Source organism: Streptomyces plumbidurans (assembly GCF_019857225.1).
Taxonomy (GTDB): domain Bacteria; phylum Actinomycetota; class Actinomycetes; order Streptomycetales; family Streptomycetaceae; genus Streptomyces; species Streptomyces plumbidurans.
Genome location: NZ_JAFJSY010000040.1, coordinates 65,192 through 87,712, shown reverse-complemented (window position 1 = coordinate 87,712; position 22,521 = coordinate 65,192). Strand labels below are relative to the sequence as shown.

Genomic DNA, 22,521 nt, shown 5'->3' with positions numbered 1-22,521 from the left:
CAGACTCGCAGACATGATCGACGACGGCACCGAACTTTTCACCATCGGGGAGCTGGCCAGGTCCGCCGGTCTGACGGTGCGCACCATCCGCTACTGGTCCGACGAGGGCGTCCTGACCCCGGTGACTCGCTCCGCGGGCGGCTACCGGCTCTACGACGCCGGATCCGCCGCCCGGCTCGAACTGATCCGCACGCTGCGCGAGCTGGGTCTCGGGCTCGACGACGTACGCAAGGTGCTGGCCGGGGACCGGACGGTCGCGGAGGTCGCGGCCGCGCACGTGGTCGCGCTGGACGCGCAGATCAACACCCTGAAGGTGACCCGTGCGGTGCTGTCGTCCGTGGCGCGACGCGGTTCGACCGCAGAGGAGATGACCCTGATGAACAGACTGGCCAGGCTGTCGGCGGCCGAACGCCGGCGGATCATGGAGGAGTTCGTGGAGGAGATGTTCCACGGGCTCGACCTCGTCGACCCCGACATCCGCGAGCGGATGCGCAACACCGCGGTGAACCTGCCGGACGACCCGACCCCGGAGCAGGTCGACGCCTGGGTGGAGCTGGCGGAGATGGTGCAGGACCCCGAGTTCCGGGCGCAGATGCGCAAGGCGGCGGAGTTCAACCACGCCGACCGGGGGCCGGAGACGCCCGCCGGGGCGTCCATGTGGTTCGCCAAGTTGCTCGTCGAACTCGTGGGCCGGGCACGGGAGAAGGGGGTCGCGCCCGAGTCGCCGGAGGCCGACAAGGTGCTGCGGAAACTGCTCGGGAACGCCGACCGGGCCGCCGTCCTCGAACGCATCACGGCGTCCCACAATGTCCGCATCGCCCGCTGGCGCGAACTGCTCGGCATCCTCAAGGACCAGCCCGTGCGGGCCTTCGAGGAGGAGTTCGGCTGGGTGGTCGCCGCGCTGCAGGCGCACCCGGGCCGTTAGTCTGACCTGCGTCAGTACGCCAGCACGGCATACAAGCACGAACATAAGGGGCGGATCGGTGGCCGACATCGAAGCAGCACGCAAGGATTTCCAGCGGATCGACACCGACGGCGACGGCTTCATCACCGCCGCCGAGTTCAAGACCGCCCTGGCCCAGGGGGGCGACTGGAACGTCACCGAGTCGGTCGCCGAGGCCATCATCAAGACCCGCGACATCAACGGCGACAAGATGCTGTCGTTCGACGAGTTCTGGGCGTACCTGAACAAGTAGGACACTCAGGGGGTGCCCCTTCGTATTCCGGATGGGCACCCCCTTCGTCATGTGGTGCGCGCGTTGCGCAGAAAGGTGGCGAACATGTCGATCCCGATCTCGGCGGTCGAGACCCGGGTCAGCATGCCGACGAGTTGCGCTGCCTCCACGGTCGGCGGCTCGCCCGCATGAACCATGAAGGAGTACGCGTAGAGAGCGGCGACCTCCTCGTTGCGGCATGCGAACGGACGTAGTTGCACCACCGTTGCCGCAAGGGTGGCCGCTCTCCAGGCGTTGTCGGCGTCGGCCCGGTTCTTGCTCGCATGCCGGGCGATGGCTGCTTCGAGCGCGGGGATGTCTTCGACCTCGGGGGGTTCGGCGAGCTGGTCCGCGATGACGAGGGCCCAGCGCAGGTCGACAGTGAGTTCCATCAGGAGCGCCCTGCCTCCAGAGCCTCCGCGAAGGCCTTGGCTGCGGCCAGCACGTGCGGCGGGACCGTTTCGTCCGGGGTCTCCTGGCCTTCGAGGTCCCGCTCGATGAGGGTCCTGATGTAGCCGGACAGCATCATTCCGCGCTCGTGAGCTATGGCCTTGGCCTTGTCGACCAGCTCGGCGGGCAGACGCACGTTCAACTGCTTGGTGTCCTGGGTCTGCATCGGTGCTCCCGTGTGCAAGTGTGGGCTGAAGGCTCGACCAGCATTACCTAGCAATTGCTAGCTGTCCAGTCCTGCAGGTCGATCCGCCCTCGCGACCATCGCTCATCGCACCGCCCGATCGACCGCCGACAGCACCGCCTGCACCGCCGCGGTCGGGCCCGTGCCCGCGCCCCAGGTCGTGGTGCCGTTCACGCGGCACTCGGCGAAGGCGGTCGTCCCGTTCTCGGTGAGGTCCAGCACCTCGACCGGGAAGCCGGCGCCGGTGAGTGCGTCGGCGAAGGCGGTGAGCACGCCTGCGCCCGTGCCCTCGTAGTCGCCGGTGCGGTCGTCGGTCTCGAGGGTGCAGACGAAGCGGTGGACGCCGGGAAACTCCTCGTGCGCGGACCAGGCGTGCAGCCGCAGGGCGCCTTGAGCCAGATAGGTCGCCCGGAACAGTTCGTACAGCTCCTTCGCGGTGGCCTCCCGGCCGCTGTCGTCCGTCGCCTCCTGGACGACGCGCGAGAAGTCGGGACGCATCCGCGGCGGCAGGTCGATGCCGTGCCGCGTGCGCAGCAAATGGGCCACACCGCCCTTGCCGGACTGGGAGTTGACCCGGATGACGGCCTCGTAGGAACGCCCGATGTCGGCCGGGTCGATCGGCAGATACGGCACCGACCAGGGCGCCCGGCCCTCCGGGACGCCCAACTCGGCCGCCGTACGGGCGTGCTGGGCGAGACCCTTGCCGATCGCGTCCTGGTGGGTGCCGGAGAACGCCGTGTGCACGAGGTCGCCGGCGTAGGGGTGGCGCACATGGACGGGCAGCCGGTTGCAGTGCTCGACCGTCTCCCGCACCGCGTCGATGTCGCCGAAGTCGACCATGGGATCGACCCCTTGGGTGTACAGATTGAGCGCGAGTGTCACCAGGTCGACGTTACCGGTGCGCTCACCGTTGCCGAACAGGCAGCCCTCCACGCGCTGCGCGCCCGCCAGCACGGCGAGTTCGGCGCAGGCCACGCCCGTGCCGCGGTCGTTGTGCGGGTGCACGGAGAGGATCACCGCCTCGCGCCGGGCCAGATGGCGGTGCATGTACTCGATCTGGTCCGCGTACACGTTCGGCGTGGCGATCTCGACGGTCGCCGGCAGGTTGTGCGTGACCGGTCGGTCGGGGCTCGCCTCCCACAACTCGGTGAGCGAGTCGCACAGTTCGAGGACGAAGTCGGGCTCGGTCAGATTGAAGGTCTCCGGGGAGAACTGGAAGCGGATTCCCGGTGCGTCCCCGGCCAGCCGCGCCATCTGCTCCGCCGCCTCCCGGACGATCTTCCCCACATCGCCCCGGTCCCGGCCCAGCACCACGTCCCGCCACACCGGCGACGTCGCGATGTACAGATGCACGACCGCCCGCGGCAGCCCCGCGATCGCCTCGAAGGTGCGGTCGATCAGCTCCGGCCTGGCCGGGGTGAACACCACCGGCGTGACATCGTCCGGCACGGCGCCGGAGGTCACCAGGTGCCGTACGAAGTCGAAGTCCGTACGGCTCGCCGAGGGGTAGCCGACCTCGATCTCCTTGAAGCCGGTCGCCACCAGCAGTTCGAAGAAGCGCCGCTTGCGGGGTGTGTCCATCGGCTCGGCGAGCGCCTGGTTGCCGTCGCGCAGGTCGACGGGGACCCACAGGGGAGCGCGCTCGATCCGGGCGGAGGGCCAACTCCGGTCGCCGGAAGGGACGTTCACCCGCTCCTGATAGGGACGGTAGCGGTGGTGGGGCATGGGGCTGGGACGCTGCGGATTCCACAGCTCGTACGCGGTGGTGGTCATCGTCTGCTGCTGGCCTTCGGCTCGGTGGGACGGTGACCGGCAGCACGGCGACCCGCGGCGGGGGGCCGGTCGCGTCAGGCCCCGCCGCGGCAGCCGAGAAGAAGGAGACCACGGAGCGTCATGCCGGTAGGCTAACCACTGCTCAGCTCCTCAGACAAGTGAGAACGGCTCACTCCTCAGACAAGTTGGAGATCCCGATGCCGCTCGGCGCCCTCCGCCCCAGCCCCCTGGTCGAACAGGCCGCGGAGCGACTGCGCGCGCAGATCACCGGCGGCCACTGGCCGGTCGGCACCCGGCTGCCCGGCGAGACCACGCTCGCCAAGGAACTCGGCGTGGGCCGCTCCACCGTCCGCGAGGCGCTGCGCGCGCTGGCCGGAGCGGGCCTCGTCCAGCCCCGGCAGGGTGCCGGAGTCTTCGTCATCGCCACCGAACCGGCCGAGGACTGGCCCACGCGGCTGCGCCGGGCGGCGGTGAGCGACGTCTACGAGGTGCGCATGGCCGTCGAGGTGCACGCCGCCCGGCTGGCCGCGCGGCGGCGCACCCCCGAGGACGTCGCCGCGATCGAACGCGCGCTGGAGCAACGCCGTACCGCCGCCTCCGGCGAGGACGCGGCCTTCGTCGACGCCGACATCGCCCTCCACGCGGCCGTGGTCGCCGCCGCCCACAACCCCGTACTCGCCGACCTGTTCACCGAGTTCACGCCCGTCCTGCGCACCGGCCTGGTCGAACTGCTGGCCCTGACCGGGCTGCGGACGCGGGACCCGAACACCGCGGACGCGGCCCACGAGGCGCTCGTACGGGCGGTCGCGGACGGGGACGCGGAGGGGGCGGCGGAGGTGCTGCGACAGGAACTGGAGGACCCGTTCGCCGGATGACGCATGGACGTCACCCGGTCGGCGCAGCAGCCGGAATAGCGCGGGTACTCGAGGGGTTGTGGTGGCCCAAGAAGCATGCGCGTGCATGCACTACATCGCGCGGCACCCCACCCCCGCACAAAAGGGTCCTGTCATGAAGCGAAAGGTCCTGTCATGAAGATCGGCATCATCGGCGCGGGCAACATCGGCGGCAACCTCACCCGGCGGCTCACCGGCCTCGGCCACGACGTCTCCGTCGCCAACTCCCGCGGCCCCCACACGCTCACGGCACTGGCCGAGGAGACCGGCGCGACGCCCGTCACCGTCGAGGAAGCGGCCCGTGGCGCGGAGATCGTCATCGTCACGATCCCCCTGAAGGCGCTCCCCGACCTCCCGTCCGGACTGCTGGACGGCGCCGTGGACGGCGTCGCGGTCATCGACACCGGCAACTACTACCCGCAGCGCGACGGCAGGATCGCGGCGATCGAGGACGAGGGCCTCACCGAGAGCCGCTATGCGGAACGCCTGATCGGCCACCCGGTGATCAAGGCGTTCAACGAGACCTACGCCCAGGACCTCCTCGACCTGCCCCGCCCGGCCGGCGCCGCTGACCGCATGGCGCTGCCGGTCGCGGGCGACGACGCCGCCGCGAAGCGGAAGGTACGGGAGCTGATCGACGCGCTCGGCTTCGACACTGTGGACGCCGGCGGCCTCGACGACTCCTGGCGCCAGCAGCCCGGCACACCGGTGTACGGGATGCGGGAGAACGCCGACACGGTCACCAAGGCCCTCGCGGAGGCGTCCCCGGAGCGGCCCGCGGACTTCCGGGCGTAAGGGACGGCTCGGGAACGGCCCAGGGAGGTCGCGGCCGTACGGCTCAGACGACGTCGAGGGGCCGGTGCGGCCCGCTGGGCAGTTCGACCTCCACCGGGTCGCCCGGCCGCACCGGCCCGCCCGTCACGACCACGCTCATGATCCCGGCACGGCGCAGCACGGCACCGTCCTCGTCCCGCCCGACGACCTGCTTGAGCAGTCCGTCCTGGAAGCCGTCGATCTGCAGACACGGGTTCCGCAGCCCGGTCACCTCGACCACGGCCTCGTCACCGAGCCGCAGCAGCGTCCCGACGGGCAGGCCCAGCAGATCGATCCCGCGTGTGGTCACGTTCTCCCCGAGCTGCCCGGCCGCGACCTCGAACCCGGCCGCCCGCACCTCCTCGAACAGCTCCTCGTGGATGAGGTGCACCTGCCGCAGATTGGGCTGCGAGGGGTCCCGGCGCATCCGGCTGCGGTGCTTCACGGTCGTACCGGCGTGCACATCCCCCTCCACCCCGAGCCCCGCGAGCAAGGTGATGCTCTCCCGGTTCGGCTTGGTGAACGAGTACACCCCGTTCCTGCTGACCGCACTGACCGCCCCGCCCATTCGATCCCCTCCGCCGCACGACACCCGTGCTCAGGAGCTTATCCGGCGGCCCACTTCTTCAACGCCGCCTTGTCCGCGAAGTCCGCCACGTCCTTGTCGTGGGGGTCGCTGGTGTACTGGTGGAAGCGCCACTTGGCCTTGATGCGGGGCTTGCCCGCCGTGACGTAGTCGGCGATCCAGAGGCCGTCGCCGGCGTACGACGTGGTGTCGACATTGAGCCAGAAGTCCCGGTTCGTATAGAGCACGACCTGGTTGTTCGGGCGCAGGTCCTTCAGGATGCGGATGAAGTGGTCCTTCTCCGCGTTGCTCGCGTGGGTGCCCTCGCTGGTGCGTTCCCAGTCGACGGCGAGGATGTCGCCCGCCTTCTCGGGGGCGTGCTTGACGAAGTACTCCGCCTGGGTCTGGAGGTTGCCCGGCCACAGGAAGTGGTAGAAGCCGACGACGAGTCCGGCGTCACGGCCGTGCTTCGTCTGGGCGGTGAGCTTGGGGTTGATGTACGAATGGCCTTCCGTCGCCTTGATGAAGGCGAAGGAGAGGCCGTCCGTGCCGTACGAGGACGACTGATATGCGCTTACGTCGATGCCGCGCAGCATGTGAGGACTCCCTGAAGTGCCGGTGGGGGGACAGGGGTTCATGTACCCACCACACTGACACGGGTGATCCCTTCCGGATGTGGAAACGGCGTGGAAAGGTCGGCGCTACCGGGTCTGTTCGCAGTGCACCGGGCTTCAGCCCGGTGGTGAAGCGAAGCTGAGAACTGCTCTGACCTCGGCTGTGTGCGTGGATCCGCAGTGTTCACCTCAGCCCGGGTCAGAGCGGTCGGTTCTGCTGCTCGATGTACTGCTTCACGATGCTGAGGGGGGCGCCGCCGACCGATCCGGCGAAGTACGAGCCGGACCACAGGCGCTGTGCCCGCCAGTAGTGGCGGACCAGGTCGGGGAACTCCCGGCGGAGTCTGCGCGAGGACACGCCCTTGAGGGAGTTCACCAGCCTGGACGCGGCGACTTTCGGAGGGAAGTTCACCAGCAGGTGGACGTGGTTGGCCTCGCCGTTGAACTCCACCAGCTCGGCCTCGAAGTCCTCGCACACGGCCCGCATGATCTCCTCGCACCGCGTCAGGTGCCGGTCGGCGAAGACCTTGTGCCGGTACTTCGTCACGAAAACCAAGTGAACATGCATCCGGAAGACGCAGTGACGACCTGTACGAACGTTCTCATCGATACCCATAAACCAACTGCGTATCATGATCCGTGTGCAGCTTCGGTACAGCTTCCGCCTGTACCCGAGCGCCGGTCAGCGCATGGCGTTGGCGAGGGCGTTCGGGTGTGCGCGGGTGGTCTACAACGACGCCCTCCGGGCTCGGGAGACCGCCCGCGGCGAAGGCATGCCGTTCCCGAAGACCGGCGACCTGTCGAAGCAACTCATCACCGAGGCGAAGAACACCCCCGAGCGGGCCTGGCTCGGCGAGGTCTCGGCGGTCGTCCTCCAGCAGTCCCTGCGCGACCTGGACACCGCGTACCGGAACTTCTTCGGCGGCCTGAAAGGCAAGCGCCCGCGCATGGGTGCACCCCGGTACAAGTCGAAGCGGGACACCCGGCAGTCGGTTCGGTTCACCGCGAACGCCCGCTGGTCGATCACTGTGGGACAGAAGCTGCGCCTGCCGAAGATCGGCGACGTCAAGGTGAAGTGGTCCCGCTCCCTGCCCTCAACGCCGTCCACGGTGACGGTGGTCAAGGACAGCGCGGGCAGGTACTTCGCGAGCTTCGTCGTCGAGACCGGCCCGCAGGAAGTCCTGCCCGAGGTCACGCCCGAGGTGGGCATCGATCTCGGGCTCGGACACTTCGCGGTCCTCTCCGACGGGACAAAGATCGACTCCCCGCGCTTCCTGCGCCGGGCGGAGAAGCGCCTGAAGAAGGCGCAGCGGGCCCTCTCCCGCAAGGAGAAGCGCTCCAGCAACCGGAACAAGGCCAGGGTCAAGGTCGCCCGCGCTCACGCGAAGGTGGCCGACGCGCGCCGCGAGTTCCACCACCAGCTCTCCACGAAGCTGATCCGCGAGAACCAAGCGGTCGCCGTGGAGGACCTGGCGGTGAAGGGGCTCGCGCGCACACGTCTGGCCAAGTCCGTGCACGACGCCGGATGGTCGGCGTTCGTGACCATGCTGGAGTACAAAGCCGCCCGGTACGGGCGCACCTCCGTCCGCGTCGGCCGCTTCGAACCCACCAGTCAGGTGTGCTCGCAGTGCGGCGTCAAGGACGGCCCCAAGCCCCTCAGCGTCCGTGTGTGGACCTGCGGGGCCTGCGGAACGGTCCTGGACCGGGACATCAACGCGGCGGTCAACGTCGCCAAGGCCGCCGGACTGGCGGTGTCAGCCTGTGGAGCGCAGGTAAGACCGGGACTCGTCCCGGCACCGCGCAGCGAAGCAGGAACCCACTCGACACCGCAGCCTTCAACGACGCGGTAGGCGGGAATCTCCCCCCTTCAGGGGGAGAGGATGTCAATTGAAGGCGTGGGCGTTGCGCTTGGCCCAGTCGGCGAAGGAGCCCGCCGGGCGGCCGAGGATCCGCTCGATGTCGCCACTGACCCGCTGTTCGGCGGGCAGCGGCTCGCCGAGGATGTCGAGGGTGCCCTCGATCACCGGCTCGGGCATGAACTTCGCCATGTGCTCGCGCGCCTGCTCACGGGTCAGGTCCATGAAGCCCACCTGCTCGCCGAGCGCCTCGGACAGCGCCGCGGCCTGTTCGCGCGGGGTGACGGCGGCCGGGCCGGTCAGTTCGTAGATCCGGCCGGAGTGGCCCTCGTCGCGCAGGACCACGGCGGCTACCTCCGAGATGTCCGCCGGGTCCACGACGGGCAGTGCCACGTCGGCGAACGGGGCGATCACCGTGCGCTGTGTGCGGACGGTCTCGATCCAGGCGTAGGCGTTGGAGGCGAAGCCGCCGGGGCGCAGGATGGTCCAGTCCAGGCCCGAGGTGCGTACGGCCTCCTCGAACTCCCGCAGCCGGCCGTGCGAGAGGGCGTCCGGTCGGGTGCCGTTGATCTGCGAGGAGAGCAGCACCACGCGCCGCACGCCGGCTTCCCTGGCGGCCGCCAGGACCTCGACGGCCGGTGCGCCACCGCCGAGCAGTTCGCCGGCCAGCAGGATGAACAGGGCGTCCGCGCCGTCCAGGGCGGGGCCCAGGGTGGCGGGATCGGCGAGGTCGGCGCGGACATGTCGCGCCTCCTTGGGCAGGTCGTGGGCAACGGGACTGCGCGATACGGCCGTGACCTTCTCGCCCGCGGTGGCGAGCGCCTCGACGAGGGGGCGGCCGACGTTTCCGGAGGCTCCGGTGACAACGATCATGACAACTCCAAAGGCGTGGATACGAGCGCGAGTTGGGGTGGAGACCGGGACCGGCCGGGCTCTGTCGGCGACGCTAGCATCGTTTGTATACTAGGTACCTAGAGGAAAGTGACTTCCCGGGAGGGTTCCAATGGGCGGCAGCACGCGCGCCACGGGCAGCGTCAGCAGGCAGGGCGGGCAGGTCGTCGACCCGGAGCTGGCGTGCCCGGTCTCCCCGGTGGTCGACATCGTCTTCAGTCGCTGGACGACGCCCATCCTGTGGACGCTGAACGAGTTCGGCCGGCAGCGTTTCGTCGAGCTGCAGCGCAACATCGGCACCATCACCGCGAAGGTGCTCACCCAGCGGCTGCGCCAGATGGAGCGCGACGGCCTGGTGGTGCGCACGTACTACCCGGAGGTGCCGCCCCGGGTCGAGTACGAGATCAGCGAACTCGGCGGCAGCCTGGCGCCGATCTTCGCCCACCTCGCCGAATGGTCCGCGGAGAACCTCCGGAAGGTGGAGCAGGCCAGGCAGGCGTTCGACGAGGCCGACGACCAGGCGTCGGCGCTGCGCTGACCGACGGGGCCGCCCGAACGCGCCCCCGTCTCAGCGCACGACCTCGGCACTCCGTCTCAGCGCACGAGCTCGGCACTCGGCCTCAGCACTCGATGATGTTCACCGCGAGCCCGCCCCGCGCCGTCTCCTTGTACTTGACGGACATGTCGGCGCCGGTGTCCTTCATCGTCTTGATGACCTTGTCCAGGGACACCTTGTGCGAGCCGTCGCCGCGCAGGGCCATCTTCGCCGCCGTGACCGCCTTGACCGCGGCCATGCCGTTGCGTTCGATGCACGGGATCTGGACCAGGCCGCCGACCGGGTCGCAGGTCAGGCCGAGGTTGTGCTCCATGCCGATCTCGGCGGCGTTCTCGACCTGTTCGGGAGATCCGCCGAGCACCTCCGCCAGCGCGCCGGCCGCCATCGAGCAGGCCGAGCCGACCTCGCCCTGGCAGCCGACCTCGGCGCCGGAGATCGACGCGTTCTCCTTGAAGAGCATGCCGATCGCGCCGGCGGCGAGCAGGAAGCGTACGACCGACTCCTCCTTCTCCTGCTCGGAGGCGGCGCCCGCCGCGAAGTTGACGTAGTAGTGCAGGACGGCCGGGATGATGCCGGCCGCGCCGTTGGTGGGGGCGGTGACGACGCGGCCGCCCGCGGCGTTCTCCTCGTTCACGGCCATCGCGTAGAGCGTGATCCACTCCATCGCGTGCGCCAACGGGTCGCCCTCGGCGCGCAGTTGGCGGGCGGACACGGCGGCCCTGCGCCGTACCCGCAGGCCGCCCGGCAGGATGCCCTCGCGGGACATGCCCCGGGAGACGCAGCTCTGCATCACGTGCCAGATGTCGAGCAGGCCCTCGCGGATCTCGTCCTCGGTGCGCCAGGCGCGCTCGTTCTCCAGCATCAGCGCGGAGATCGACAGGCCGGTCTCCTGGGTCAGGCGCAGCAGTTCGTCGCCGGTGCGGAAGGGGTACTTGAGCACGGTGTCGTCGAGCTTGATGCGGTCCGCGCCGACCGCGTCCTCGTCGACGACGAAACCGCCGCCGACCGAGTAGTACGTCTTGGACAGCAGCTCCGTGCCGTCGGCGTCGTGGGCCCACAGGGTCATGCCGTTGGCGTGGTACGGCAGCGCCTTGCGGCGGTGCAGCTTGAGGTCGTCGTCGAAGGAGAACGGGATCTCGCGCTCACCGAGCAGGTTCAGCAGCCCGGTGCTCCTGATCGCCTCCACCCGGTCGTCCGCCGTCTCCACGTCCACGGTGCGCGGCGAGGCGCCCTCGAGGCCGAGCAGGACCGCCTTGGGGGTGCCGTGGCCGTGGCCGGTCGCGCCGAGCGAGCCGTAGAGCTCGGAGCGGACGGACGCCACCTTCGGCAGCAGGCCTTCGTTGCGCAGCCGGCGGGCGAACAGGCCGGCCGCCCGCATCGGACCCACCGTGTGGGAGCTCGACGGGCCTATGCCGATCGAGAACAGATCGAAGACCGAGATGGCCACGGGACATCCTCCTGAGAGGGTGGGGGCACACATCGTCGGGTGCCCCCACCGGGGAACTACTTGTTGAGGCCGGGGTACAGCGGGTGCTTGTCGGCCAGCGCCCGGACCCGGGCCTTCAGCGCCTCGGCGTCGTAGGACGGCTTCAGCGCCTCGGCGATCACGTCCGCGACCTCGGCGAAGTCCTCGGCGCCGAAGCCGCGGGTGGCCAGCGCCGGGGTACCGATCCGCAGCCCCGAGGTGACCATCGGCGGGCGCGGGTCGTCGGGCACGGCGTTGCGGTTGACCGTGATGCCCACCTCGTGCAGCCGGTCCTCGGCCTGCTGCCCGTCCAGTTCGGACGCGCGCAGGTCGACGAGGATCAGATGCACGTCGGTGCCGCCGGAGAGCACGTTCACCCCGGCCGCCCGGACGTCGTCGGCGGTCAGCCGCTCGGCCAGGATCCGCGCCCCCTCCACCGTACGCCGCTGCCGCTCGCGGAACTCCTCGCTCGCGGCGACCTTGAAGGAGACCGCCTTGGCGGCGATCACATGCTCCAGCGGGCCGCCCTGGAAGCCGGGGAAGACCGAGGAGTTCAGCTTCTTCGCGAAGTCGGTGCTGCGCGCCAGGATGATGCCGCCGCGCGGCCCGCCCAGTGTCTTGTGGGTGGTGGAGGTGACCACGTCCGCGTGGGGCACCGGGTTGGCGTGCAGCCCGGCCGCCACCAGTCCGGCGAAGTGCGCCATGTCCACCCACAGGTACGCGCCGACCTCGTCGGCGATCCGGCGGAAGGCGGCGAAGTCCAGCTCGCGCGGGTACGCCGACCAGCCCGCGATGATCACCTTCGGGCGGTGCTCCTTGGCGAGCCGCTCCAGCTCGGCCATGTCGACCAGGCCGGTGGCGGCGTCCACGTGGTAGGCGACCACGTTGAACTGCTTGCCGGAGAAGTTCAGCCGCATCCCGTGGGTGAGGTGGCCGCCGTGCGCCAGGTCCAGGCCCAGGATGGTGTCGCCGGGCTGGGCCAGCGCGAACAGGGCGGCCTGGTTGGCGGAGGCGCCGGAGTGCGGCTGGACGTTGGCGTAGGCGGCGCCGAACAGCTCCTTGAGCCGGTCGATGGCGATCTGCTCGGCGACGTCGACGTGCTCGCAGCCGCCGTAGTAGCGGCGGCCCGGATAGCCCTCGGCGTACTTGTTGGTCAGCACCGAGCCCTGTGCCTCCATCACCGCGAGCGGCGCGAAGTTCTCGGAGGCGATCATCTCCAGGGTCGACTGCTGGCGCACCAGCTCGGCGTCGACCGCCGCGGCGATCTCCGGGTCGAGCTCGTGCAGGGACGTGTTCAGGGCGGTCATTCGGCTACGACTCCTCAGCCGGCGTTCTGGGCGGTGTACTCGTCGGCGGAGAGCAGGTCGGACGGCTCCTCGGTGACGCGCACCTTGAACAGCCAGCCGCCCTCGAAGGGGGCCGAGTTGACCAGGGACGGGTCGTTCACCACGTCCTCGTTGATCTCGGTGACCTCACCGGTGACGGGGGAGTACAGGTCGCTGACCGACTTGGTCGACTCCAGCTCGCCGCAGGTCTCGCCCGCGGTCACGGCGGAGCCCACCTCGGGAAGCTGGGCGTAGACGACATCGCCGAGCGCGTTGGCCGCGAACTCGGTGATGCCGACCGTCGAGACGCCGTCCTCGGCGGCCGACAGCCACTCGTGCTCCTTGCTGTAGCGCAGCTGCTGCGGGTTGCTCATGGCCTGAATTCTCCTGTACGCGGGAAGGTGCTGGTGAATGAGGGAGTGCTGAATGCCCGGATGAGCAGGAACAATGTGCGCGGGGTCACATCAGTGCGGACGGTCGCCCACGCCCAGTGTCTACTTCTGGCGCTTGTAGAACGGCAGCGCCACGACCTCGTACGGTTCATGGCTGCCGCGGATGTCGACACCCACCCCGGGCGTGCCCGGGGCCGCGTGCGCGGCGTCGACGTAGGCCATCGCGATCGGCTTGCCGAGCGTGGGGGAGGGGGCGCCGGAGGTGACCTCGCCGATCACCGCGCCACCGGCGACGACCGGGTACCCGGCGCGCGGGACCCGGCGGCCCTCGGCGACCAGGCCGACCAGGACGCGGGGCGGGTTCTGCTCGGCGCGGGCGGCGGCCTCGGCCAGCGCGGCACGCCCCACGAAGTCGCCCTCCTTCTCGAACTTCACCACGCGCCCGAGCCCGGCGTCGAAGGGGGTCAGGGAGGTCGACAGCTCATGCCCGTACAGCGGCATGCCCGCCTCCAGGCGCAGGGTGTCCCGGCAGGACAGCCCGCAGGGGACCAGGCCGACGCCCTCGCCGGCCGCGGTCAGCGCCTGCCACAGCTCCACGGCGTGCTCGGGCTTCACGAAGAGCTCGAAGCCGTCCTCGCCGGTGTAACCGGTGCGGGCGATCAGGGCGGGGACGCCGGCCACGGTGCCGGGCAGGCCCGCGTAGTACTTCAGGCCGTCGAGGTCGGCGTCGGTCAGGGACTTCAGGATGCCGGGGGACTCGGGGCCCTGCACGGCGATCAGCGCGTAGGCGTCGCGGTCGTCGCGCACCTCGGCGTCGAAGCCGGCGGCGCGCTCGGTCAGGGCGTCGAGGACGACCTGGGCGTTGGAGGCGTTGGCGACGACCATGTACTCGGTCTCGGCGAGCCGGTAGACGATCAGGTCGTCCAGGATGCCGCCGTCGGCGCGGCAGATCATGGTGTAGCGGGCGCGGCCGACGCCGACGGAGGCGATGTTGCCGACCAGGGCGTGGTTCAGCAGGGCCGCGGCCTGGGGGCCGGTGACGGTGATCTCGCCCATGTGGGAGAGGTCGAACAGCCCGGCCCGGGTGCGCACGGCGAGGTGCTCGTCGCGCTCGGAGCCGTAGCGCAGCGGCATGTCCCAGCCGGCGAAGTCGGTCATCGTCGCGCCGAGCGAGCGATGCAGGGCATCGAGCGCGGTACGGCGCAGTGGGGTGCTGCTCATGGGTGGGTCTCCCAAGTCATGACAGGGCGATGTCGTTCCTCCCCATCTGTCATCGGAACCTGAGAGGTTCGCCCTGATCGCACGGGCGATCCGGGCTTGCACCTTGGGTGGAGCCACTGTCGCAGCGGCCCGCTTTTCAGATGTGCCTCGCCCGCGCGGTAACGGGGCCTGAGAGATTCAAGGGAGGTACTTGCTCCTTCGGCGCCCCGGAGTTCCGGGGTCTCTCCCGCGCGGATTCAAGCGGCCGGTATGCAGTTGGCGCGCACATCATTGCACGCCTCGTCCGTGCGTGGCAGGGCCGCGGCCTCCCCCGCCTTTGTGACGGGCTTGTGGCAGGGCGATCACCAAAACACGAGACCCGCGCATTACCTTCTCTTTACACTCGAAGGGCACGGGATCCGTACCGGGCCCCAGGGGAGGACGATCACGGTGAACAGGACCACCGCGTACGCCACGAGCTCGGCGCTCGCGCTGCCCGAGCAGTCCGCGGCACCCGCCCGGGAGAGGCGCGGCACCCGCCCGGCACGGGTCGTCCGCGACCTGCGCGAGCGCGCGGGACGCAGCCCGCACGCCTTGCTGTTCGGCCCCCGTGACCTGGTGGTGATCACCGGCCTGCCGGGCAGCGGCAAGTCCACGCTGATGGAGCGCGCGGTGCGGGGAGAGCGCATCGACTCCCAGGACACCCGCGACCGCTGGGAGGCGCGCGTTCCCCGCTTCGTGCCGTACGCGCTCTACCGGCCCCTGGTCCGCCTCGCGCACTACGCCGGGCTGCGCCGCGCACTGCGCGGCGACCGCGGCGTCGTCGTGCACGACTGCGGTACGCAGTCCTGGGTGCGCGGCTGGCTGGCTCGCGAAGCCCGCCGCCGCGGCGGCACCCTGCATCTGCTGCTGCTCGACGTCGCGCCGGACGCGGCCCTGGCCGGCCAGCGCGAGCGCGGCCGCGGTGTCTCGCGCTACGCGTTCCTGCGCCACCGCCGGGCGGCGGCGCGGCTGATCCGCTCGGTGGAGCGGGGCGACCTGCCCGAGGGCACCGCCTCGGCGGTCCTCCTGGACCGGGACGCGGCCGACGTCCTGCGCAGCATCGCCTTCACGGGCTGACCCCTTTGTCCTTGCACCCGCTAGCCTTTCCAGCCTCAGCAGTCGTTCTCAGGCACTGGCTCTCAGCAGCAGTGGTTCTCAGCAGGCGGTCGGACACAGATGGACTTCCCAGCGGATCTTCCCGCGGACTTTCCCATGCAGGCGCACCCCCATCCGCACGGCGGATGGCCCGGCAACGAGCTGGAGGAGGTGCTCTCGGCCTCGTTCGGCATACCCTCCGCGGGCGGCCGCATCCTCGAGGTGCTCGGGCGCAGCTTCGTCTGGGTACCGCTGCCCGGCGGCGGAGGCCCGCACAGCGGCCCGCTGGACCTGCCCACGCTGGAGATCGAGGGCCAGGCCTACGTCCCGGTCTTCAGCTCCGAGGAGCAGTTCCGTCATGTCGTCGGCGCCCATATGTCGTTCACGATCGCGCCGGCCGTCGAGTTCGCCCGCGGGCTGCCGCCGCAGGTCGGCATCGCGGTCAACCCCGACGGCGTGATCGGCGTCCCCCTCCCGCCGGCCGCCGTCGCCGAGCTGTGCCGGATGGGCCGCACCCCGCTGGACGGCCCGGCCTCCGGCGGCCGCGTCCGCCTCTTCGAACCGGACTGGCAGGTCGACCCGGTCGACTTCCTGGCCGCCGCGTCCGCCGAGTTCGCCGCGACCGGAGTGGTCGTCACCGCCCGCCGCTGTCTGGCCGCCGTCGAGACGGCCGAACCGGTGATGTTCGTGGGGGTCGAACTCAGCCACCTGGACGGCGATCTGAGGGCGCTTCCCCTGCAGGCGCTGGAGCGGGCGGTGACCCGGGTCCCGACCGCATGGCCGGTCAATCTCGTCCTGCTGGACGTCACGGACGACCCGGTCGCGAACTGGATGCGCGAGCAGGTGCGCCCTTTCTATACGAGGGACCACATCTGACCGCACGAGCGCCGGCCGACCGAACGGGTCCCGGGCCGCTCGGCGCTTAAGCTGTTTCCATATGCGGGGCAACCACCAGAAGGGGCGGTACACGTGAGCGCCAGCGGCACCACGACCGGGCAGGTCGAGCAGATGCTGCGCCAGGTGACGCCGGGGCGCTACGACGCCTACGAGGCACTCCTCCGCGCACTCGCGACCCCCGGCTCCGGCCAGATCTGGATGCTCCTGTGGCACGGTCAGGCCGGCTCCCCGGACGCCCAGTACGGGAACATGGAGGTCGGCGGCTACGGCTACGCCCCGTGCGTCACCTCCGCCCAGGAGCTCTCGGCCAGCGGCTGGAACCGGTCGTACGAGGTGGTCGACGGCCTCGACGTGGCCCGCACCCTCTACCCCGACCATTTCGGCCTCTGGCTCAACCCGCATGCGCCGGGCGGCGGGGTGGGCATCCCCTGGCTGGATCTGCGCCGGATCGCCACCGGCCTGGAGCGCCAGGCCGCGGGTCCGCTGCGGCTGTCGGAACCGGCCATCGAGATCCCGCAGTTCTACGCCCTGCTCGCGCAGAACGCCCATCGCACCCCGTCCGTCCGCTCGCTGCGCCGCGCCTGGGTGCAGCCGGCCCTCGGGGCGCCGTATCTCGCCATCGGTCTGGACGTGTACGACACCAGCCCGCCCGCGGTGGACTCGGTGCGCGCGATGATGCAGCAGTCCGTCGGGGCCGTCCCGGACGGGCTGCCCGTGTCAACGGTGGCGATGTCCGACGAGTACGATCCGGTGGCGCTCTGGATGCGTGCCAACGCCCGCCCGTTCTACGACCGCGAGGCTCACGCGGCGGCTCCGGCCCAGGCTCCGGCGGGCGGGTACGGCTACCCACCGGTGCATGGCGGATACTGAGACGGAGCGTTGATCCGTTCCGGACGGGAAGCTGATCTCCGCGCGTAGATAGCGCCAGAAAGTACGCCTGTGCTCGTTTATGTCCGAAATGTCCAGCGTCCGACCGCCGTAACCTGCTGTCCGGATAACGGAACCCACCAGCCCGCATCACGTTTACGCATCCTTTCACCGCCAAGTCTGGCAACAGATCGCCAAAGCGTTGAAGACTCCCGCTCCAGGGGGGTTTAAGACTCCCGCTGTGGGGGTTCGCCCCCGAAGTACGACGGACTGATCACGCCGCTACAGCGGCAAGTGCGGGCCGGCTACCGCCGGTTGAGAGGGGTCCCTGCCAAGATGACGGCACCATTGCACGAGCCGACCGCGGAAGCGGCCCCGAGCGCGGTCGAAGAAGCGGCGGTCGCCACCGCCGGGGAAAAGGCCGTTCAAGGGCGCTCCCTGGGCCGGATCGCCTGGGAGCGGCTCAAGCGCGACAAGCTCGCGCTCACGGGCGGCGTCGTCGTGATCGCACTCATCCTGATCGCCGTGTTCGCCCCGCTGCTCGCGAACCTCGTCGGGCAGGACCCCGACGCGTACCACGAGGGCCTGATCGACCCGCTGTTCGGCACGCCCAAGGGGTCCCTGGGGGGCATCAGCGGGGACCACCTGCTGGGCGTGGAGCCGGTCAACGGCCGCGACATCTTCGCGCGCATCCTCTACGGCGCCCGGATCTCGCTCCTGGTCGGCTTCCTGTCCGCGATCGTCGCCGTCGTGATCGGCACGGTCCTGGGCATCCTGGCCGGCTTCTTCGGCGGCTGGGTCGACTCGGTCATCAGCCGCGTCATGGACGGCCTGCTCGCCTTCCCGCAGCTGCTCTTCATCATCGCCCTGGTCTCCGTCATGCCGAACGAGATGCTCGGTCTGACCGGATCGAGCGTGCGCGTGTTCGTGATGATCCTGGTCATCGGCTTCTTCGGCTGGCCCTACATCGGGCGGGTGGTGCGCGGTCAGACGCTCTCACTGCGCGAACGCGAATACGTCGAGGCTGCCCGGTCCCTGGGCGGCGGGCGGTTCTACATCCTCTTCAAGGAGCTGCTGCCCAACCTGGTCGCGCCCATCATCGTCTACACGACGATGATGATCCCGACCAACATCCTCACCGAGGCGGCACTCAGCTTCCTGGGCGTGGGCGTCAAGCCGCCCACCTCGTCCTGGGGGCAGATGCTCTCGACGGCGATCGACTACTACGACTCGGACCCCATGTTCATGGTGGTCCCGGGTGTGGCGATCTTCATCACCGTGCTCGCCTTCAACCTCTTCGGCGACGGCGTGCGGGACGCGCTCGACCCCAAGGGTTCCCGCTGAACTGCCGTACCCCCAGCGTCCCGTGAGTACAACCACGGGGTCTCTCATCAACACCGGAGGATCCGAGATCGTGACTACCCAACGCACCTCAGGGCGGCGTAAGCAGGCATTGGCCGCTGCTGTCGGGGTCGCTGCGCTGCTGACCACGGCGGCGTGCGGCGGCAGCAACGACAATGGCGGTTCGAAGAGCGGTGCACCCGGCTTCGACGCGGCGAACAACAAGGTCGCCCAGGCCTCGGAGGTCAAGAAGGGCGGCGAGCTGAAGTTCGTCACCACCCAGGATGCCGACTCGTGGGACACCACGCGTGGTTACTACGGCTTCATGTGGGACTTCTCGCGCTACTACAGCCGTCAGCTGCTCACCTACAAGACCGAGCCGGGCGCGAAGGGTGCCGAGGTCACGCCCGACCTCGCCACGGACGCGGGCCAGGTCTCGGCCGACGGCAAGACCTACACGTTCAAGCTGCGTGACGGCATCACGTGGGAGGACGGCAAGCCGATCACCTCCCAGGACATCAAGTACGGCATCGAGCGCTCCTGGGCGCAGGACGTGCTGTCCGGCGGTCCGGTCTACCTGCAGCAGATGCTCGACCCCAAGGGCACGTACAAGGGCCCGTACAAGGACAAGTCGAAGGACCACCTCGGCCTGAAGGCGATCGACACGCCCGACGCCAAGACCATCGTCTTCCACCTGCCGACGGCCAACTCGGACTTCAAGCAGGTGCTGGCCATGACCTCGGCCTCGCCGGTCCGCCAGGACAAGGACACCAAGTCCAAGTACGGCCTGCACCCGTTCTCCTCGGGTCCGTACAAGTTCCAGTCGTACAGCCCGGGCAAGAAGCTGGTGCTGGTGCGCAACACCAACTGGAAGGCCTCCTCGGACCCGGTCCGCAAGGCCTACCCGGACACCATCTCGCTCGCGATCTCCTCGAACCAGAGCGACTCCGACCAGCGTCTGATCAACGGCGACTACGACATCGACGCCAGCCAGACGGGTCTTGGCCCGCAGGGCCGCACCATCGCCCTGAAGCAGCACAAGGCCAACCTGGACAACCCGGTCTCCGGCTTCATCCGCTACGCGGTCTTCCCGCAGACGGTCAAGCCGTTCGACAACATCCACTGCCGCAAGGCCGTGATCTACGCAGCCGACCACGTCTCGCTGCAGACCGCGCGCGGTGGCCCGATCGCCGGTGGCCTCATCGGCACCAACATGCTCCCGCCGTCGGTGCCGGGTTCCGAGGGTCAGAAGTACGACCCGTACAAGATCGCCGGTGCGAACAAGAACGGCAACGCCACCCTGGCCAAGCAGGAGCTCAAGGCCTGCGGTCAGCCGAACGGCTTCAAGACCACGATCGCCGTCCGCAACAACAAGCAGCAGGAGGTGGCCACGGCCACGTCCCTGCAGGCCGCGCTGAAGAAGGTCGGCATCAACGCCGACATCTACCAGTACGACGGTTCGCAGAGCGCCGGCATCATCGGTGCCCCGGCCAACGTCGAGAAGAAGAAGCTCGGCATCATCATCATGGGCTGGGGTCCGGACTTCCCGAGCGTCCAGGGCTACGGCATCCCGCTGTGGAGCAGCAAGTACATCCTCCAGAGCGGTAACAACAACTTCGCCATGATCAAGGACAAGTCGATCGACGGCCTGTTCGACCAGTACAACGCCACCAAGGCGACGGACCAGGCGAAGAAGACCGACATCGCCAAGGAGATCAACCACAAGGTGAGCGAGGGCGCGTACTACCTGCCCTTCACCTTCGAGCGGCTGCTGAACTTCCGCGGCTCGAACGTGGCCAACATCTACACGACGGATGCGTACAGCGGTTACTACGACTTCGTCAACCTCGGCCTGAAGAACCCGAAGAAGTAGTCCCGGCACACCAGCCGTACGGCACGAAAGGCAGGTGAAGGCCGGCGCGGCGTGACCGCGGGCCACCGGACACAATCCGGCGGCCCGCGGTCCGCGGCGGGCCGTAAGCTGTGCTCGCTTACCTCATCAGGCGGCTGTTCGCCGCCGCAGTGATGCTGGTGGTCATCATCCTGGTGGTCTTCTGCATCTTCTTCCTCGTCCCCAAGTGGGCGGGCGTGGACATCGCCACGAGCTTCGTGGGCAAGCAGGCGGATCCCGCGGCGGTGGAAGCGGTCCGGGTGAAGCTGGGTCTGGGTGACCCGATCTTCGTCCAGGTCTGGCACTTCTTCAAAGGCATCTTCGCGGGTCGCACCTACGCGGCCGGCGGCGATGTCACCCACTGCGCCGCGCCGTGCTTCGGCTACTCCTTCCGCAGTGAGCAGGCCGTCTGGCCGGTGCTGACCGACCGCTTCCCGGTGACCCTGGGTCTGGCGCTCGGTGCCGCCGTGCTGTGGCTGATCTTCGGCGTCTCCGCCGGTGTGCTCTCCGCACTCAAGCGGGGCAGCCTCTGGGACCGCAGCGCCATGGTCGTCGCCCTCAGCGGTGTCTCGCTGCCCATCTACTTCACCGGTCTGCTCTCGCTCGCGATCTTCTCCTACGGGCTGGGCTGGATCGACGGGCAGTACGTGCCGATCGGCGACAGTTTCACCGGCTGGCTGGGCGGCATGATCCTGCCGTGGGTCACACTCGCGTTCCTCTATGCGGCGATGTACGCCCGGATCACCCGCGCCACCATGCTGGAGATCCTGGGTGAGGACTACATCCGCACGGCACGCGCGAAGGGCCTGAAGGAACAGGTCGTCATCCGCAAGCACGCCATGCGCTCGACGCTCACGCCCATCCTCACCATGCTCGGCATGGACCTCGGCGCCCTCATCGGCGGCGCGATCCTGACCGAGACGACGTTCAGCCTGCCGGGCCTCGGCCAGGCCGTGCTGAACGGCATCAAGAACCAGGACTTGCCCATCATCCTGGGCGTCACCCTGATCACCTCCCTCGCGGTACTCATCGCCAACCTCGTGGTGGACGTCCTGTACGCCGTGATCGACCCCCGAGTGAGGCTCGCATGACCGAACTCAGCAAGACCGGAGCAGCCGTGGGCGAGCCCACCTCGGCCTCGCCGGCCCCGACCGCCTTCCTGGAAGTGCGCGACCTCAAGGTGCACTTCCCGACCGACGACGGACTGGTCAAGTCCGTTGACGGGCTGTCCTTCAAGCTGGAGAAGGGCAAGACCCTCGGCATCGTGGGCGAGTCGGGTTCCGGCAAGTCGGTGACCTCGCTCGGCATCATGGGCCTGCACACCGCCGGCCAGTACGGCAAGCGCAAGGCGCAGATCTCCGGCGAGATCTGGCTGGACGGCACCGAGCTGCTGACCTCGAACCCGGACGACGTACGCAAGCTGCGCGGCCGGCAGATGTCGATGATCTTCCAGGACCCGCTGTCCGCGCTGCACCCGTACTACACGATCGGTCAGCAGATCGTGGAGGCGTACCGGATCCACCACAACGTGGACAAGAAGACCGCCAAGCGGCGCGCGATAGAGATGCTCGACCGGGTGGGCATCCCACAGCCGGACAAGCGCGTGGACAGCTACGCGCACGAGTTCTCCGGCGGTATGCGCCAGCGCGCGATGATCGCGATGTCGCTGGTCAACAACCCCGAGCTGCTCATCGCGGACGAGCCGACGACCGCCCTGGACGTGACCGTCCAGGCGCAGATCCTCGACCTGATCCGCGACCTGCAGAAGGAGTTCGGCTCCGCGGTCATCATCATCACCCACGACCTGGGCGTCGTCGCCGAGCTGGCCGACGACATCCTGGTGATGTACGGCGGCCGCTGTGTCGAGCGCGGTCCGGCGGAGAAGGTGTTCTACGAGCCCCGCCACCCCTACACCTGGGGCCTGCTCGGCTCGATGCCGCGTCTGGACCGTGAGCAGCAGGACCGTCTGATCCCGGTCAAGGGCTCCCCGCCCTCGCTGATCAACGTCCCGTCCGGCTGCGCCTTCAACCCGCGCTGCCCCTACGCCGACGTCCCCAAGGACAACCTCACCCGCACGGTCCGCCCCGAGCTGACCGAGGTGGGCAGCCAGCACTGGGCCGCCTGCCACATGACGCAGGAGCAGCGGGAGCGGATCTGGACCGAAGAGATTGCGCCGAAGCTGTGAGCGAGAACGCCG

At 69.3% G+C, this 22,521-nt stretch carries 24 protein-coding genes and 2 riboswitches; of the genes, 13 read left to right on the top strand and 11 right to left on the bottom strand.

Features of this window, described 5'->3' with window-relative positions; genetic code table 11:
- Positions 1–13 precede the first annotated feature (13 nt).
- Entirely contained in the window at positions 14–925 is a 912-nt protein-coding gene (locus JYK17_RS24815) for a MerR family transcriptional regulator (RefSeq protein WP_222811200.1), read from the top strand.
- Positions 926–983: 58 nt separating this feature from the next.
- Positions 984–1,196 (top strand): EF-hand domain-containing protein, encoded by a 213-nt coding sequence (locus JYK17_RS24810; RefSeq protein WP_108015547.1) that lies wholly within the window; start codon positions 984–986, stop codon positions 1,194–1,196.
- A 47-nt stretch (positions 1,197–1,243) separates the two neighbouring features.
- Here JYK17_RS24810 and JYK17_RS24805 read toward each other — a convergent pair whose 3' ends face one another.
- The 3 genes from JYK17_RS24805 to JYK17_RS24795 all read right to left on the bottom strand — a co-directional run bounded on the left by JYK17_RS24805 (position 1,244) and on the right by JYK17_RS24795 (position 3,621).
- Positions 1,244–1,606, bottom strand: a complete 363-nt coding sequence (locus JYK17_RS24805) for a hypothetical protein (RefSeq protein WP_222811199.1) — start codon at positions 1,604–1,606, stop codon at positions 1,244–1,246.
- Positions 1,606–1,830: a hypothetical protein gene (locus tag JYK17_RS24800; protein ID WP_108015545.1), complete on the bottom strand. Its 225-nt coding sequence runs from the start codon at positions 1,828–1,830 to the stop codon at positions 1,606–1,608. The genes JYK17_RS24805 and JYK17_RS24800 overlap by 1 nt, the downstream gene beginning before the upstream one ends.
- A 102-nt stretch (positions 1,831–1,932) precedes the next feature.
- Positions 1,933–3,621, bottom strand: a complete 1,689-nt coding sequence (locus tag JYK17_RS24795; RefSeq protein ID WP_128801882.1) for a 2-isopropylmalate synthase — start codon at positions 3,619–3,621, stop codon at positions 1,933–1,935.
- A gap of 197 nt (positions 3,622–3,818) precedes the next feature.
- Here JYK17_RS24795 and JYK17_RS24790 point away from each other — a divergent pair, with 197 nt between their 5' ends.
- A complete protein-coding gene (locus JYK17_RS24790; RefSeq protein ID WP_222811198.1) occupies positions 3,819–4,496 on the top strand; it encodes a FadR/GntR family transcriptional regulator in 678 nt (225 codons plus the stop codon).
- Between the two features lie 75 nt (positions 4,497–4,571).
- The gene (locus JYK17_RS24785; protein ID WP_372465270.1) at positions 4,572–5,309 is read left to right on the top strand and encodes an NADPH-dependent F420 reductase; all 738 of its coding nucleotides are present in this window, start codon (positions 4,572–4,574) and stop codon (positions 5,307–5,309) included.
- A 43-nt stretch (positions 5,310–5,352) separates the two neighbouring features.
- On the opposite strand, the gene JYK17_RS24780 is transcribed toward JYK17_RS24785, so the two are convergent.
- The 3 genes from JYK17_RS24780 to tnpA all read right to left on the bottom strand — a co-directional run bounded on the left by JYK17_RS24780 (position 5,353) and on the right by tnpA (position 7,122).
- Positions 5,353–5,895 carry an MOSC domain-containing protein gene (locus JYK17_RS24780; RefSeq protein WP_108015542.1) on the bottom strand — a complete coding sequence of 181 codons (543 nt, stop codon included), beginning with the start codon at positions 5,893–5,895 and terminating at the stop codon, positions 5,353–5,355.
- A 38-nt stretch (positions 5,896–5,933) separates the two neighbouring features.
- The gene (locus JYK17_RS24775) at positions 5,934–6,488 is read right to left on the bottom strand and encodes a GH25 family lysozyme (protein ID WP_108015541.1); all 555 of its coding nucleotides are present in this window, start codon (positions 6,486–6,488) and stop codon (positions 5,934–5,936) included.
- Between the two features lie 217 nt (positions 6,489–6,705).
- Positions 6,706–7,122 (bottom strand): IS200/IS605 family transposase, encoded by a 417-nt coding sequence (tnpA, locus tag JYK17_RS24770; RefSeq protein ID WP_222811197.1) that lies wholly within the window; start codon positions 7,120–7,122, stop codon positions 6,706–6,708.
- A 25-nt stretch (positions 7,123–7,147) separates the two neighbouring features.
- On the opposite strand from tnpA, the gene JYK17_RS24765 reads away from it, so the two are divergent.
- Positions 7,148–8,356: an RNA-guided endonuclease InsQ/TnpB family protein gene (locus tag JYK17_RS24765; protein WP_108015578.1), complete on the top strand. Its 1,209-nt coding sequence runs from the start codon at positions 7,148–7,150 to the stop codon at positions 8,354–8,356.
- A 33-nt stretch (positions 8,357–8,389) separates the two neighbouring features.
- On the opposite strand, the gene JYK17_RS24760 is transcribed toward JYK17_RS24765, so the two are convergent.
- Positions 8,390–9,235, bottom strand: a complete 846-nt coding sequence (locus JYK17_RS24760; protein ID WP_128801877.1) for an SDR family oxidoreductase — start codon at positions 9,233–9,235, stop codon at positions 8,390–8,392.
- 130 nt (positions 9,236–9,365) lie between these two features.
- On the opposite strand from JYK17_RS24760, the gene JYK17_RS24755 reads away from it, so the two are divergent.
- Positions 9,366–9,791, top strand: a complete 426-nt coding sequence (locus JYK17_RS24755; RefSeq protein ID WP_108015538.1) for a winged helix-turn-helix transcriptional regulator — start codon at positions 9,366–9,368, stop codon at positions 9,789–9,791.
- A gap of 82 nt (positions 9,792–9,873) precedes the next feature.
- On the opposite strand, the gene JYK17_RS24750 is transcribed toward JYK17_RS24755, so the two are convergent.
- The 4 genes from JYK17_RS24750 to gcvT form a co-directional block, all read right to left on the bottom strand.
- A complete protein-coding gene (locus JYK17_RS24750) occupies positions 9,874–11,256 on the bottom strand; it encodes an L-serine ammonia-lyase (RefSeq protein WP_108015537.1) in 1,383 nt (460 codons plus the stop codon).
- Positions 11,257–11,312: 56 nt separating this feature from the next.
- Entirely contained in the window at positions 11,313–12,581 is a 1,269-nt protein-coding gene (gene glyA, locus JYK17_RS24745) for a serine hydroxymethyltransferase (protein WP_108015536.1), read from the bottom strand.
- A 14-nt stretch (positions 12,582–12,595) separates the two neighbouring features.
- Positions 12,596–12,973, bottom strand: coding sequence for a glycine cleavage system protein GcvH (gene gcvH / locus JYK17_RS24740; RefSeq protein ID WP_108015535.1), 378 nt, complete (start codon positions 12,971–12,973; stop codon positions 12,596–12,598).
- A gap of 120 nt (positions 12,974–13,093) precedes the next feature.
- Complete coding sequence (gene gcvT / locus JYK17_RS24735) at positions 13,094–14,212, bottom strand: glycine cleavage system aminomethyltransferase GcvT (protein ID WP_108015534.1); 1,119 nt, start codon at positions 14,210–14,212, stop codon at positions 13,094–13,096.
- A gap of 36 nt (positions 14,213–14,248) precedes the next feature.
- Positions 14,249–14,358: riboswitch (glycine riboswitch) on the bottom strand.
- A riboswitch (glycine riboswitch) is annotated at positions 14,359–14,451 on the bottom strand. It lies immediately after the preceding riboswitch.
- 190 nt (positions 14,452–14,641) lie between these two features.
- Here gcvT and JYK17_RS24730 point away from each other — a divergent pair.
- The 7 genes from JYK17_RS24730 (at position 14,642) to JYK17_RS24700 (ending at position 22,509) form a co-directional block, all read left to right on the top strand.
- Positions 14,642–15,310 (top strand): AAA family ATPase, encoded by a 669-nt coding sequence (locus tag JYK17_RS24730; protein WP_108015533.1) that lies wholly within the window; start codon positions 14,642–14,644, stop codon positions 15,308–15,310.
- 99 nt (positions 15,311–15,409) lie between these two features.
- Positions 15,410–16,204: an enhanced serine sensitivity protein SseB gene (locus JYK17_RS24725; RefSeq protein ID WP_222811196.1), complete on the top strand. Its 795-nt coding sequence runs from the start codon at positions 15,410–15,412 to the stop codon at positions 16,202–16,204.
- Between the two features lie 93 nt (positions 16,205–16,297).
- Positions 16,298–17,095, top strand: coding sequence for an enhanced serine sensitivity protein SseB C-terminal domain-containing protein (locus JYK17_RS24720; protein WP_108015531.1), 798 nt, complete (start codon positions 16,298–16,300; stop codon positions 17,093–17,095).
- Positions 17,096–17,428: 333 nt separating this feature from the next.
- The gene (locus tag JYK17_RS24715) at positions 17,429–18,436 is read left to right on the top strand and encodes an ABC transporter permease (RefSeq protein WP_108015530.1); all 1,008 of its coding nucleotides are present in this window, start codon (positions 17,429–17,431) and stop codon (positions 18,434–18,436) included.
- Positions 18,437–18,506: 70 nt separating this feature from the next.
- Positions 18,507–20,306, top strand: coding sequence for an ABC transporter substrate-binding protein (locus tag JYK17_RS24710; RefSeq protein WP_108015529.1), 1,800 nt, complete (start codon positions 18,507–18,509; stop codon positions 20,304–20,306).
- Between the two features lie 110 nt (positions 20,307–20,416).
- The gene (locus JYK17_RS24705) at positions 20,417–21,415 is read left to right on the top strand and encodes an ABC transporter permease (protein ID WP_108015528.1); all 999 of its coding nucleotides are present in this window, start codon (positions 20,417–20,419) and stop codon (positions 21,413–21,415) included.
- On the top strand, positions 21,412–22,509 hold the full coding sequence (locus tag JYK17_RS24700; RefSeq protein WP_108015527.1) for an ABC transporter ATP-binding protein: 1,098 nt from the start codon (positions 21,412–21,414) through the stop codon (positions 22,507–22,509). Before JYK17_RS24705 ends, JYK17_RS24700 begins: the two co-directional genes overlap by 4 nt.
- Positions 22,510–22,521: the final 12 nt, after the last annotated feature.

What these genes read in the sequence shown, in the direction of transcription:
- JYK17_RS24815 (WP_222811200.1), top strand. Translation starts at nt 14, where the DNA reads ATGATCGACGACGGCACCGAACTTTTCACCATCGGGGAGCTGGCCAGG.
- JYK17_RS24805 (WP_222811199.1), bottom strand. Translation starts at nt 1,606, where the DNA reads ATGGAACTCACTGTCGACCTGCGCTGGGCCCTCGTCATCGCGGACCAG.
- JYK17_RS24800 (WP_108015545.1), bottom strand. Translation starts at nt 1,830, where the DNA reads ATGCAGACCCAGGACACCAAGCAGTTGAACGTGCGTCTGCCCGCCGAG.
- JYK17_RS24795 (WP_128801882.1), bottom strand. Translation starts at nt 3,621, where the DNA reads ATGACCACCACCGCGTACGAGCTGTGGAATCCGCAGCGTCCCAGCCCC.
- JYK17_RS24790 (WP_222811198.1), top strand. Translation starts at nt 3,819, where the DNA reads ATGCCGCTCGGCGCCCTCCGCCCCAGCCCCCTGGTCGAACAGGCCGCG.
- JYK17_RS24785 (WP_372465270.1), top strand. Translation starts at nt 4,572, where the DNA reads ATGCGCGTGCATGCACTACATCGCGCGGCACCCCACCCCCGCACAAAA.
- JYK17_RS24780 (WP_108015542.1), bottom strand. Translation starts at nt 5,895, where the DNA reads ATGGGCGGGGCGGTCAGTGCGGTCAGCAGGAACGGGGTGTACTCGTTC.
- JYK17_RS24775 (WP_108015541.1), bottom strand. Translation starts at nt 6,488, where the DNA reads ATGCTGCGCGGCATCGACGTAAGCGCATATCAGTCGTCCTCGTACGGC.
- tnpA (WP_222811197.1), bottom strand. Translation starts at nt 7,122, where the DNA reads ATGGGTATCGATGAGAACGTTCGTACAGGTCGTCACTGCGTCTTCCGG.
- JYK17_RS24760 (WP_128801877.1), bottom strand. Translation starts at nt 9,235, where the DNA reads ATGATCGTTGTCACCGGAGCCTCCGGAAACGTCGGCCGCCCCCTCGTC.
- JYK17_RS24755 (WP_108015538.1), top strand. Translation starts at nt 9,366, where the DNA reads ATGGGCGGCAGCACGCGCGCCACGGGCAGCGTCAGCAGGCAGGGCGGG.
- glyA (WP_108015536.1), bottom strand. Translation starts at nt 12,581, where the DNA reads ATGACCGCCCTGAACACGTCCCTGCACGAGCTCGACCCGGAGATCGCC.
- gcvH (WP_108015535.1), bottom strand. Translation starts at nt 12,973, where the DNA reads ATGAGCAACCCGCAGCAGCTGCGCTACAGCAAGGAGCACGAGTGGCTG.
- gcvT (WP_108015534.1), bottom strand. Translation starts at nt 14,212, where the DNA reads ATGAGCAGCACCCCACTGCGCCGTACCGCGCTCGATGCCCTGCATCGC.
- JYK17_RS24725 (WP_222811196.1), top strand. Translation starts at nt 15,410, where the DNA reads ATGGACTTCCCAGCGGATCTTCCCGCGGACTTTCCCATGCAGGCGCAC.
- JYK17_RS24715 (WP_108015530.1), top strand. Translation starts at nt 17,429, where the DNA reads ATGACGGCACCATTGCACGAGCCGACCGCGGAAGCGGCCCCGAGCGCG.
- JYK17_RS24700 (WP_108015527.1), top strand. Translation starts at nt 21,412, where the DNA reads ATGACCGAACTCAGCAAGACCGGAGCAGCCGTGGGCGAGCCCACCTCG.